Below are 12,579 nucleotides of genomic sequence, written 5' to 3' on the forward strand. Positions count from 1 at the left end.
TGCTCTGTACCGTACTATAGCCTATTAGAGTCCATAGAACGGGGGAGTAGCATGAAGGAGCAAATCAGCCGAATCTCCAATAAATTAACGAAGACAACGGTACTGGCGAAGAAGTCTGAATTAAAGCGGCATATCCCGGAGACCCGGCAATTAAGCCGGAGAGTACTCCAGGCCATGCTGCAAAATCATCAGATGGTCTACATTAAGCCCTGCTGCGGTTCGTTGGGCGAAGGCGTCATAAGGGTTGAACAGCGGATGCTGCGGAGCAGTAGCGGCGCTGGCGGAAGCGGGACTGATTCGGGGACCAGACGGTCCTACCGCTATCAGGCAGGGACAAGGATACGCACATTCGGTAATTATAACGAGGCCTATCAGGCCCTCCTGGCGGAGACCCGTGGCCGATCCTATCTGGTGCAAAAGGGCATCCGGCTGCTGACTTACGGCGGACGGCCTTTTGATATCCGGGTGATGGTGCAGCGTAATCTTCAGGGGGAGTGGGAGGCTACCGGAGCGGCGGGACGCGTGGCACATCCGCAGAAGGTGGTTACGAATGGCAGCCAGGGCGGAACCATCTATCCGGTGGAGACGCTGCTGAAGGCTTACACCCGTTCAGAAAAAAGCAGTGAGCTGCTTGCCCAAATGTACAAACTTGGCGTGAAGTGCGCCCTCCAGTTAAGCTCTGCCTATCCCGGACTTAAGGAAATCGGCCTGGATTTAGCCTTGGACCGGCGGCTGACTCCCTGGATTCTGGAAGTGAACACCGCCCCCGATCCCTGCCCGTTCACCAAGCTGAAGGATACCCGGATGCTGGACCGGATCGTAAGATACGGCACAGCCTACGGACGTACCTACAAGCTGAAGTGCATGAAGGCCAAGAGGGGCGTGTAGGTACAGCATGCCCCATCCTTGCGCCCGGCCTCCCGGCCGAGCGCAAGCTTCAGTGGTCTTCCCGGTAAGCCCCCGGGGTGCTGCCGGTATATTTTTTGAACACCTTGTTGAAGTAATGCTTGTTCTCATACCCGACCCGGCGTCCGATCTCACCTACCGGCAGATCCCGGTGGAGGCTTAGCAGCTTCTGCGCTTCCTTGATCCGGGTGGTATTCAGGTAATTGACGAACGTATCGCCGGTGACCTTCTTGAACAGGCTGCTAATGTAATTCGGATGAAGATGCATCAGCTCAGCCAGATGATCCAGGGACAGGTCATTCATGTAATTCAGCCGGGTATAGGCAAGAATCCGTTTGGCATGAGGCGGACAGTCCGTACTGTCCATTGAGGGAAGATTCCGGCTCACCTGACTCAGCAGCCGGGCTACCTCCTCCTTATCCACCGGCTTCAGCAGGTAGTCCACTACCCCGTAGCGGAGCGCCCGGCGGGCATATTCGAAGTCATCATGTCCGGTAAGAATAATGAAGCGCTCACATAAACCGTTCTCCTTCGCCTCCTCCATCATCTCGAACCCGTTTTTCTCCGGCATATGCAGATCGGTTACCGTCACATCCGGCATGTATTCCTTCATAATCTGAAGCGCCTCGAAGGCGTCGCTGGCCTCGCGGATCTCGGCTCCGACCGGCGCGGCTCCGCCAATCACCTTCACCAGCCCTCCAAGGATAATCGGCTCATCGTCTACGATCAGAATTCTCATGCTTGCTCTGCCGCCCCTTTCAATAGGATGATGGTCAGGCAGGTCCCCTTGCCCTCTTCACTCTCAAGATCCAGCCGTGAAGTCCCGCCATAGAATGATTTAATCCGTTCGCTGACATTATACAGCCCCACGCCTCCCTCCGCCTCCTCCTGAGTCCTCACCTCTTCTGCGCGGGATAACCGGGCGCGAATAAGCCGCACTTGGTTCTCAGGAATGCCAATGCCGCTGTCCGACACGCTGATTCGAATCTCATCCGCCGTCTCCTTCGCCTGAATCAGAATATGGACCGGCCGCAGTGTCACGGCAGCTCCGTGAATAATACTATTCTCGACCAGCGGCTGGAGGATGAATCTTGGACAGATCAGGTTCTCGGCAGCCACAGCGATATCGACCTCATAGGTAAGTCTTTTTTGCAGCCGCATTTTGTGAATATTGAGGTAGAAAACTACGGTCTCAAGCTCTTGGGAGAGAACGGTATGATCGTCCTGGGCGGACAGGCTGTAGCGCATCAGCTTGCCGAACCAGTAAGAGATCTCCGCCACTTCCTTGTCGTTGTTCGATTCGGCCAGCATGCGGATGGTCTCCAGCGTATTATAGAGAAAATGCGGCTTGATCTGGGCCTGGAGCACCTTGTAAGCGGCTTCCTTATTGCGCAGCTCGGCCCGGTGGACATTGTTGATCAGCTCATCCATGCGCAGGAGCATCGAATTGTAGGTCTCGGTCAGGAAGCTGATCTCATCCCTGCGGCCCGGCTTATCTTCCTTGCTGACCGACTGCTTCAGGTTGTCATCGTTCAGATTGCGCATATGCCTGGCGAGCCGGAGTACGCGCTTCGTAATCGTTGATGCAAGTGTGTAATAGGCGAACGACAATAACGCAAGCAGCACCGCGAATGTCGTAATCATCACCAGCTCCTGGCTCCTGATCGAGCGGAACACCTCGGATACCTTGCCGATTACCGCGACACGTACGCCCAGTTCCTTCATATATAGCTGATTAACAATGACCTCCCGGTTAATGAAATAGGTCTGTGCTTCTCCCGAAGCCAGTCTGCTCCAGGTGGCATCGTCCACCGCTGCGGGAATGCCTTCCCGCTCCAGCGGTTCACCCTCTGCCGGCAGAAGCAGCGCGGTCCAATCCCCTCCGCCTGTTGCCCGGTAGAATTTGCGGATCAGCTCACTGCCAACCCGCAGCTCCAGCAGTCCCACAATCTCGGTAAAGTCATTATTATATATTTTCTGGTAGAATACCAGCGGGGGCGCCTCCACCTCAGGATCGGGAATGATCCATTTGCCCTGTCCCGGCCGCAGCATACGGGTAGCCTCGGCACCCTGTTCGTTCAGCGCTGATATATCGAGCAGCCGGTCAGTAATGGGCAGCACGCCCTGCTTGGTTATATAGATTCTGAACGTGTCGATCTCAGGACTGATATTAAGCGATTGCAGAATCACCGGATTGATATAACGGTTATAGGCATATACGCTCTCTGAGTCCGTCTCATAGCTGCCGTCCAGATAGTCGGTGACATACGGGTTGTACTGCAGCATACGCTGGGTAGAATCAATCCGGGCCAGGTCCGCCTTCATATTGGCATAGGCCTGCTCCAGTATCTTTTGACGGCTCTCCACAAACTGGCTGCTTACACTGTCATAGATCTTACTATAATAATAGTAGCCAAACGTAACTACAGGAATAAAAATCAGAAAGATATACCCTACTATCATCTTGCGTACAATGCTCACGGCAGTCTGTCCCTCCGGTGCCCGACTTGTGTTCTCTAATCCTACCATGAACATGTAAAACCCGGTAGAGACAGGTCTCTACCGGCAGGAATTCGCTTACTTGAACAGTTCTTTCTTCTTCTGATAGGTCGCATTCGCCCAGTCGGTCAGCTTCTGCAAGCCGATGTTCTCTGCGTTCTTCAGCATATTCTCATAGGCTGCTACTGCGGCTTCCTCCGACTCAGCCAGATAGATTTTGACCTTCTCATTCTTGACCATCTCATCGATCTTGGTCTTAATGGTCTTCTCCTGTGAATCCGGCTGAGTCTGGATCAGGCCGATCTCCGGCTTATAGACTCTGACGGACTTCAGCTCCATCAGCGCCTGGGTCTTCTGCAGCTCAGGAACATAGGACAGCATGCCCTCCGTAACTCCATCGTTATACAGATACCACCACTTAATCCCGTTGCTGTTCACGAAATCGGCATCGGACGGATTGTATTTGAAATCGGGGTGGCCTTCTTCATTCCAGGTCCAGTGCACGCCCTCTACCCCGAACATCGTCAGCTTCTTGCCCTCGTCGCTGGCCAGATATTGCATGAATTTGATGGAAGCCTCCGGGTCCTTATTCTTCTTGGTGATGAAGGTTCCGGAGAAGCCGAGTCCTGAGCTGACTACCTTGGCATCCTTAGACAATACGCTTGGCAGCATCTTGAAGGAGAAGTTCCCCTGATTGCTCTTGATCTTAATGTTATCGGTATCTGCGGTGGAGACGGTGTGGCTATGGGCGAAGGCTTTGCCGCCCGTAGCATATTGATCATCAATCTGGTCATTGGCCAGTGCGAAATTCTCAGCCAGGATATATCCGTTGCGGTACAGGCTATTCATGAACTTGAAGAAGTCCAGCATCTTAGGCTGCCTGATCGCATATTCCACCTTGCCGTCCTGTTCATACCAGCCGTCTAGCAGGGTCTCCGTACCGAATTGGGCCAGGAAATACTGTTCGATCCAGTCCTTGTCCATGATCAGCGGGACCATCTCGGGATATTTCTCCTTGACCATGCCCAGCACCTTGACGAAATCATCCAGGGTCTTGATCGGCGGATTCCCCAGCTCCTTCAGAATATCCTCCCGTACCGCGATGCCCGGGTTGCCGTCGCTGCCTAACGAATATTTACTATTCGCCATCTCCTCCTGGGTAGCAAAGGAATTCCGCACGGTATAGAACTTGCCGTCATCCATGGTATGAATAGCAATCCGGGTCTTGTCAATCTTGAAATCCGGCGCATATTTCTCAATCAGCTCATTCCAGGAATATGACAGCTTCGAGTCGGATAACCGGTCTATGTTGGAAGAGGTGAACACCAGGTCCGGCAGGTCACCGGAGGCAATCATCAGCGGAAGCTGCTTATCATCGGTAGCGACGGTAACCTTCAGCTTCACTCCCGTCTTCTCGGTAATCATGTCGGCGACCGGGCCCTTCCATTCCGTAACCGGGTACCACGACGCATCGATGAAGAGGCTTAACTCCTTCACCTGTCCGGGCTTGGCCGGTGCATTCCCGCCTGCTGCGGCGTCCGGGCTGCCGGACGGGGCGGGCTGGGCGGTATTCCCCCCGTTACCGCCGCAGGCGGATAAGACTACGGCCATTGAGAGTGCGGCTGCAACGATCTTGAAGCTTCTGCTTTTGTTCAAGCTAATCCCTCCATGATTGAATTAATGAGCTGTATGAGCAATGGAACATTTGAACACTGAAGCACTGGCCTAGCCTTTTACCGAACCCAGCATGATGCCATGAACAAAATACTTCTGCAGGAACGGGTACACACAGATAATGGGAACAATGGAAACGACCATTGAAGTGACCTGTAAGGAGAAGCTGGTCACACCCGCCGAGGCACTGTTGGCTACCGCCAGCGAATCCATCGGAGAGTTGCTCTTGTTGATGACCTCCATCATGCGGAAGGCCAGCGTACGCAGCTCCTCGGACTGGACGAAATAAGCCGAATCCAGCCAGGAATTCCATTGCCCGACCCCCATGAACAAGGCCATAGTCGCCAGCACCGGCGTTGAGACCGGCAGGATGATGCGGAAGAATATCGTAAGCTCACCGGCCCCGTCTATATGCGCAGATTCCTTTAGCTCAGCGGGAATTTCACGGAAGAATGAGATCGCAATGAGCAGGAAGAACGTGCTGAGCATGGACGGGATGATATACACCGCAAAGGAATTTAACAAGCCTAGTGAACGCAGGACTACATAATAAGGGATCAGTCCGCCGGAGAAGTACATAGCGAATACGATCACTGTGAAATAGACCTTGCTGAATAACAGATCACGATGGGATAGACCGTAAGCGACGATGCTGGTGAGCAGCAGTCCGAGCAAGGTGCCGGACACTGTCCGCAGTACGGAGACCAGGAACGCCTTCACCCACTTGGGATCATCCATGAACACCCGGTAATTCTCCAGGGTAAAATTCCGGGGCCACAGATACACACCGCCCAGCAGCGAGTCCGAGCCTTTATTGAAGGAGGCAATTAACACATAATAGAACGGATACAGCATCGTAAGCATAATAATGAACAATACCACATAGATCACGCTGTCAAAAACAAAATCCTTCTGCCGCTGACTCTTCAGCATAGCCTTCCCTCCTTTCTCTAAAACAGACTTGAGCCTGACACCCGCTTGGCGATATAGTTACTGGAGAATATCAGCGCTACCGAAATCACCGATTGAATTAAATCTATGGCCGCTGCATAGGAGAACCGCCCGTCGCTTAGGCCTACTCTGAAGGCATAGGTCTGCACGATTTCTGAAGTCGGGTTATTGATGCTGTTGCCGAGCAGGTAAGCCTGTTCGAAGTTCGAACCAACCAATCCGCCGCCGAGAATACTTCCGATGGTCAGCACCAGTACAACAACGATGGTTCCCTTCATCCCCGGCAGGGTGATATAACGGATTCGCGCCAGCCTTCCGGCACCGTCAATCTCAGCAGCCTCATACAGGGAAGGACTGATCCCCGAGATCGCCGCCAGAAAAATAATCGTCCACCAGCCCATCTCCTTCCACACCGCACTCCCTACCGCCAGCCCCCAAAAGTAATTCGGACTGGTCAGGAAGGCCAGCGGCTCATCCGTGAAGCCCATCGCCATCAGCGCCTTATTGACCACACCGACATCGGCGGACAGGAAGGCATAGGATACGCCAACCACGACCACCCAGGAGATAAAATGCGGCAGATAGCTGATCGTCTGCACAAACCGCTTGAAGGCCATGTGCTTCACTTCATTCAGCATGATTGCCAGCAGGATCGGCGCCGGGAAGGCGAAGATGACCTTCAGCAGACTGAGGACAAGCGTGTTGCGGACCAGCTTGCCGAATTGATAATCATGGACGAATTCATCAAAATACCTCAGCCCGACCCAATCGCTGGTGAAGATTCCTTTGATGCCGCCGGAGATGCTGTAATCCTTGAACGCCATCAGTATGCCGAACATCGGAGTATACGCGAAGATCAGCAGATAGATCATGCCTAGCCCGACGAACAAATGCAGTACTTTCTGTTTTTTAAACCGCTTCCATAAAAACGACCGCCGGCCGCCACCGGTTCCGGGACTACTCAACTGTGTTTCCAATTCCATATGCGCTCCTCCCTCGTACCTTTAGTTTACCTGCAAGCTCCGCGACGGCGTAAGCCAACATTCTTAAGAAAGCGTTGTCATTTTTGAATACGGCTAAGACATACTTAACTGGCTCCATCTACATTATTATATAAATTGAACTAATTATTTTTATGTTTTGGGATTAGCCGCGACTCCAGAGAAGTTTTGGACTTCCGGCCGCTGTTGTATTAGGATTTCCTGATTGAAACCGCTCCTCGCGGTAGAAATCCAAATACAAAGGCGGACGCTACCGCTCCTACAGTTCCAAAATTCCCCTCCCTCCCTTTTCCTTTAACTTGAGTTATCAAGTTCAATCTATATAGTTGCATAAACGCCTATAAAATCCAGTTAATTCTGACAGCCTGTTGGGGTATTACGCAGGAAGTCCAAATATTCACTATAGTGACGACTGGGCATAGAGCCAGTGGCTGATATTCAGCTTATAATAGTAGTATTATCATTTTAAAGGGTACAGGTGCCGACTATGAACTCTAGGGAATACGGACTCAATGAGGGTCCAATGGTAAAAGGAAACGGGTACAAGCCCCCCAATCTGCACAGATGGGGACCCGGCGTCCGGGATGTATATGCGCTGCATTATATCGTAAGCGGCAGGGGCTACTTGAAGACCGGCCAGGCGGTGCACCCTGTGGAGACGGGTGAGAGCTTTATGATTTTTCCGCAGACGGAGGTGTATTATTATCCTGACCCGCAGGACCCGTGGGCGTATTGCTGGATCGAGTTCAGCGGGGCGGAGGCTCTGCGCTTACTTGCCATGATTCATATCTCACCGGACCAGCCCGTTGTAACGGCTGCCCCGCAGGATTTCAGGGCTATGTTCGATCAGGTCAAGGGATATCAACTGGAGCCGTATGCACGGGAGCGCTCGGATGCGGCGCTTCATCTGCTGCTGTCGTATTACATGGAGTATTATCCGAGTGAGCAGGCCAGTCTCAAGAAGGACTATGTAGGGTCAGCGAAGGCCTATATTGAGAGTAACTATTGGAAGTCTTCCTTGTCGGTGCTGGATGTGGTGGAATATGTGTCGATTGAGCGCAGTTACCTGTTCCGGCTGTTCAAAAAAGAGACGGGCACCTCCATCTCCGGCTACCTGACCACCGTGCGCATCCGGCGGGCCTGTGAGCTGCTGGCGGAGTCGCGGTTGTCGGTGAAGTCGTTGTCTTACTCGGTCGGCTACCACGACCCGCTGTACTTCTCGAAGATATTTAAGAAGGTTACTTCTTACACGCCTTCACAGTACAGGAAGGTGTATAGGGAGGGGATGGTGTCCCTTCCTGCGGCGGATGGGCGTGAGGGGTGAGATTGGCGGGTGTCTTGGCGGGTTCGGGGATAACTTACTTGTGCGGGTGAGTGATGGCGGGCGCATTGTAATCGGTTTTTCGATTACATTTCCGTCCGCACCACCCATCCGGCGCAATGTGATCGGTTTTTCGATTACATTTCCGTCCACGCCCCCCGTCCGGCCGATTGTAATCGGTTTTTCGATTACATTTTCGTCCACGCCTCCCGTCCGGCCCATTGTAATCGGTTTTTCGATTATATTTCCATCTACGCCTCCCGTCCGGCCGACTGTAATCGGTTTTTCGATTACATTTTCGTCCACGCCCCCCGTCCGGCCGATTGTAATCGGTTTTTCGATTACATTTCCGTCCACGCTTCCCATCCGGCCGATTGTAATCGGTTTTTCGATTACATTCGGTGACGCTGTTTTTTAGACCAAATCTGGGCTTTGAATGGTGCCTATATACTCGTAGTATGTAACTCGTGGAGATGTCCCTCTCGCTACAGGGCGGAATTTCCCCTTATCCACCAGCATACGGCTGTATTTAATAATTGTGGTGTAGTGTAGCTCAAGTTCTCTCGCTGCATCGCCGGGACGAAGGACACGATAGTTACGGATAGCTAACCTCATCAAATCCCGTTCAATTCTGGAATAGGATTTCTCTGTGCTTCTATTAGCAGTTCCTGCCAACAAGTAAGGAGACAGCATGTTCCGCAGTGTGGAAAGGACAAATGACGGATTCTCTTTCATCTCATCCAGCGAGATATAGAGAACCATGTAGTCCTGCGATTGCAGGAAGAGGCCGCGATTCAAGTCCATCCGGTATTTGCTCCGGTCCGTGCCATGCGATCCGTAATCCATTATCTCAAATGCAATACGCGAGGAACCGGCCTTCCACAATAAGTCGATAAAATAGGATCTACCGCGCCAGTCCTTAACTTCATATTCCGGATGGAGTCCGTGAAAGTGTCCGGTAAGTGGCCACCACACACATTCAACAAATAAGCGGTTACCGTAGCTATGCCCCCGCTTGAGTGCATCGAGCCGCTCCCCCTTTCTTTGTTTCAAATGCTTGCTTAACCACTGGTCATGTTCTTCAGTAAAGCCCACTTTAATTCCCCCGCTCTGCAATGAGATTAATCTCTAAACGCACAAAACCCCGCCTCCTTCTACAAGAGAAGGGAGCGGGGCATTCTTTGCCACGTTCAATATATTTATTACTAGTGTGCCACTTTTGGTCAGCGAACGCAAGATGAAAATCACAAGCTGTCTTCCGGTCCGCCTGTGCCTGCCCAATGTGTGCGGTTTTTCGCCTACATTTGGTCCACGCGCCTCCGCACTAACCAATGTGTGTTCGGTTTTTCGCATACATTTGGCCCATGCACCTCCGCACTGCATCCCACCAAAAAAAGGCTGCTCCCGGCGCGTCTTACCACGCATGGGGAGCAGCCATATTCATGCATCAGTAACAGCCTTGTTCACACTTTGGCAACAGCCCTTATGCTGTCACCTTACTCGGCCGGAACGGGTTCCAGCACCGGCTGGAGATCCGTTTGAAGGTCTGGCTCAACCACACTATCCGGCTGGATCACGCTGTCGGTGATGTCCTGGGTGTCGGCGGTTTCCATCAGGGCCGAGGAGCCGCCCAGGTATTGCTTCAGCCACTTCATCGCCGGGCGCTCTGTACCGTTGGAATTCACCAGATGGGTGTTGGCGGCCCAAGTCTGATTCTGGATGTAGCCCCACAGGGTTACGCCCTTAACGGAAGGATGGTTCCAGAGCACAGGGAATTTCTGTTGGTATCTGGCAAGCTGGGTGTTGTCATCACCGGTAATATCCAGCTCGGAGACATAGATTGGCAGGCCTGTTGCAGCAAGCTTATTCAGTACAGTATTCATGGTGCTCACACTTACGTTATCCATATTGAAGTAGTGGCACTGAATACCAATACCATCGATCAGTCCTCTGGACTTCAGGTGATTGATAATGGTCACATACTTATCGGCCGCGCTGGGGTCACCGATAATGCCATATTCATTGATGAGCAGCTTGGAATTCGGGAACGCCGCCCGGGCTTGCTGGAAGGACCAGATGACCCAATCCCAGCCGGTGCTTCCGTCACCGCCGATGGCATTGCGGTACGAAGGCTTGGCATGCAGCGGTTCATTGACAACATCCACGAAGGCTGACTTGGCCGAATAACGCTGGCCTGCCTGAGTAATGAATGAGCTGATCTCCGCCTTCTGCTCCGCTGCCGATAGACCAGCGACCCAGTTAGGCTCCTGGCTTCCCCAGACCAGGGTATGGAACTTGAACGGGATGTTTTTGCTAATCGCATAGTTATAGATCATGTCCGCATTGCCCCAGTTCATCTGGTTGCGGTTGCCTTCAATCGCTCCCCATTTGGTGCCGTTCTCAGGGGTGACCTGATTCCAATAGGTGGTGAAGTTGCTGGGCGCACTGCCTGCAATAATATTCCCCAGGAACTTCGATCCGTTGGTAATTGCTGCGCTGGCATTGCCTGCCATCACAGAGGTGAGCAGGACACTCGCTAAGGCGAGCCCGCCCACAACCTTCTTGATTCTATTCTTCAATTGAATACATCTCCTTTTTCTAATTGGGTTCAAATTCAAACAAGCTATTCCAGACGCAGATAATCAAAATCCGCATAGCCGCCCGCTGACTTCGTCGCATAATTGAACAACGCAAACCGGTAGCCCATAAAGTGAGGCAGCGTATAAGACATCTGCAGCGTATTCCCTATGGACGTCCAGTTGTTGCCGTCCAGACTATAGGAGAAGTACGCCTTATCTGTCTGATTGGTGAAATCGCAGAGCACCTTCAGATAGACTCTGTTCTGGCTGAGCGGCACACCCGCCACTTGAGTCATAGACCCGGAGCTGGCATTGACCATCACAATGGATTTGGAATTGCCGGACATTTTCACGCCGACGAACCCGTATTTCGCCTGAAAAGCAGCCAGTCCGGCAACGTCCCCGTCCTTCATTCCGCCCGTCTCCAGAGCCGTGACGCCTGTGCTCTTCGGTCCGAACGTCCGCTGGGTCAGCGTGTTCCGGGCATCCAGCAGACTTGTGCTTACCTTGCCGGTCGTCAGCCGCATGAAGCCTTGGCGCTGAATCAGCGACCACTTCGAGTTATCAGGATTGTGGTTCCACTGCCAGACCTTAGCCAGCCCTGAGCCTGAAGATGGGGCTGTGAACTCGTCTGACGCGTACACCTTCTTCACCGGATACCCTTCGACAGGCAGGTTCAGGGTCCGGGGCGCCTTGCCCCCGCTTCCGAAGACCGGCCAGTTCCCTGACCAGGTTACCGGCACCAGATACGGCATCCGCCCGACTGCCCCGCTGTCTCTGAAGAGCATCGCGTACCAAGAGCCGGATGGCGTGTCCACGATTCCGCCCTGGGCAATGCCCGAGTCGTTAAGTGACACCTGCCCCGTATAGCCTCCAGTTAAGCTGGTGGAGCGGTAGGTCAATTGGGTGCGTCCGCTTCCCGAAGGCCAGCAGATCAGGAACACATAATAATAGCCGTTAATCTTCTGGATATGCGCGCCTTCGGCCTTCACGATGAAGCTCGAACCGGCAATATTGCTGGAATTCGGGATGATGACCTGACTGATTCCGCCAGACTTAATCGCCTTGGCATCTGCCGTCAGCTCAATCAGGCTGATATTATCAACTCCGTACACCAGGAAGACCCGGCCATTGTCGAACAGCAGCGACGCATCGTGATAATAGCTGTTCAGGACCGATGAGGTCCAGGGGCCATTTTCAATATTCGAGGTCTGATAGATGTAAGTCCGGCCGGTTGAGTTGGACCCGAAGGATACATAGTAGATCCCGTTATTGTACCGGATGCTGCTTGCCCAGGAACCCTTGCCATACTCATTCTGTCCGTTGTTCAGGTTCTGGGCATCCCCGTTCGCATACGTATCGTAGACATAGTTCACGATTTCCCAGTTCACCAGATCATAGGACTTCATGATAGGGACTCCGGGGGTCATATGCATGGTGGTGCTGGTCATGTAATACACATTGCCTACCCTGATGACATCATTGTCCGGGGCATCGGCATAGATAAACGGGTTCGTGAAGGTCGCGGCCGCAGCCGTAGAAGGATTGAACAGGATGCCGAGCATGAGCGAGATTGCCAGCAGGTACAGCCCTGTTTTTTTAAAAATAGAATTTATATGTTGCACACGGCCGTTTCCATTTGCCATAG

At 52.8% G+C, this 12,579-nt stretch carries 11 protein-coding genes; 2 read left to right on the forward strand and 9 right to left on the reverse strand.

Features of this window, described 5'->3' with window-relative positions:
• Nucleotides 1-51: 51 nt before the first annotated feature.
• A complete protein-coding gene (locus NSS64_RS16375; RefSeq protein ID WP_341140805.1) occupies nucleotides 52-888 on the forward strand; it encodes a YheC/YheD family protein in 837 nt (278 codons plus the stop codon).
• A 49-nt stretch (nucleotides 889-937) separates the two neighbouring features.
• Here NSS64_RS16375 and NSS64_RS16380 read toward each other — a convergent pair whose 3' ends face one another.
• From NSS64_RS16380 to NSS64_RS16400, 5 genes are all read right to left on the reverse strand, one after another.
• Nucleotides 938-1,645: a response regulator transcription factor gene (locus tag NSS64_RS16380; protein ID WP_341140806.1), complete on the reverse strand. Its 708-nt coding sequence runs from the start codon at nucleotides 1,643-1,645 to the stop codon at nucleotides 938-940.
• Nucleotides 1,642-3,387 carry a sensor histidine kinase gene (locus NSS64_RS16385; RefSeq protein ID WP_341140807.1) on the reverse strand — a complete coding sequence of 582 codons (1,746 nt, stop codon included), beginning with the start codon at nucleotides 3,385-3,387 and terminating at the stop codon, nucleotides 1,642-1,644. Before NSS64_RS16385 ends, NSS64_RS16380 begins: the two co-directional genes overlap by 4 nt.
• A 96-nt stretch (nucleotides 3,388-3,483) precedes the next feature.
• The gene (locus NSS64_RS16390) at nucleotides 3,484-5,061 is read right to left on the reverse strand and encodes an extracellular solute-binding protein (protein WP_340941665.1); all 1,578 of its coding nucleotides are present in this window, start codon (nucleotides 5,059-5,061) and stop codon (nucleotides 3,484-3,486) included.
• 69 nt (nucleotides 5,062-5,130) lie between these two features.
• Entirely contained in the window at nucleotides 5,131-6,012 is an 882-nt protein-coding gene (locus NSS64_RS16395; RefSeq protein WP_340941666.1) for a carbohydrate ABC transporter permease, read from the reverse strand.
• A 17-nt stretch (nucleotides 6,013-6,029) separates the two neighbouring features.
• Nucleotides 6,030-7,013 carry an ABC transporter permease gene (locus tag NSS64_RS16400; protein WP_341140808.1) on the reverse strand — a complete coding sequence of 328 codons (984 nt, stop codon included), beginning with the start codon at nucleotides 7,011-7,013 and terminating at the stop codon, nucleotides 6,030-6,032.
• Nucleotides 7,014-7,554: 541 nt separating this feature from the next.
• Between NSS64_RS16400 and NSS64_RS16405 the strand changes: the two genes are divergently transcribed.
• Nucleotides 7,555-8,355, forward strand: coding sequence for a helix-turn-helix domain-containing protein (locus NSS64_RS16405; protein ID WP_341140809.1), 801 nt, complete (start codon nucleotides 7,555-7,557; stop codon nucleotides 8,353-8,355).
• Here the strand turns inward: NSS64_RS16405 and NSS64_RS16410 are convergent.
• From NSS64_RS16410 to NSS64_RS16425, 4 genes are all read right to left on the reverse strand, one after another.
• On the reverse strand, nucleotides 8,287-8,709 hold the full coding sequence (locus NSS64_RS16410) for a hypothetical protein (RefSeq protein ID WP_341140810.1): 423 nt from the start codon (nucleotides 8,707-8,709) through the stop codon (nucleotides 8,287-8,289). The two genes, NSS64_RS16405 and NSS64_RS16410, sit on opposite strands and share 69 nt — an antisense overlap.
• Nucleotides 8,710-8,766: 57 nt before the next feature.
• Nucleotides 8,767-9,447, reverse strand: coding sequence for a hypothetical protein (locus NSS64_RS16415; protein ID WP_341140811.1), 681 nt, complete (start codon nucleotides 9,445-9,447; stop codon nucleotides 8,767-8,769).
• Between the two features lie 401 nt (nucleotides 9,448-9,848).
• Complete coding sequence (locus NSS64_RS16420) at nucleotides 9,849-10,931, reverse strand: endo-1,4-beta-xylanase (protein ID WP_445667801.1); 1,083 nt, start codon at nucleotides 10,929-10,931, stop codon at nucleotides 9,849-9,851.
• Between the two features lie 44 nt (nucleotides 10,932-10,975).
• Nucleotides 10,976-12,577, reverse strand: coding sequence for a glycoside hydrolase family 43 protein (locus tag NSS64_RS16425; RefSeq protein ID WP_341140812.1), 1,602 nt, complete (start codon nucleotides 12,575-12,577; stop codon nucleotides 10,976-10,978).
• Between the last annotated feature and the right edge of the window lie 2 nt (nucleotides 12,578-12,579).

Source organism: Paenibacillus sp. FSL H8-0122, from assembly GCF_038005345.1.
GTDB lineage: Bacteria > Bacillota > Bacilli > Paenibacillales > Paenibacillaceae > Paenibacillus_AQ.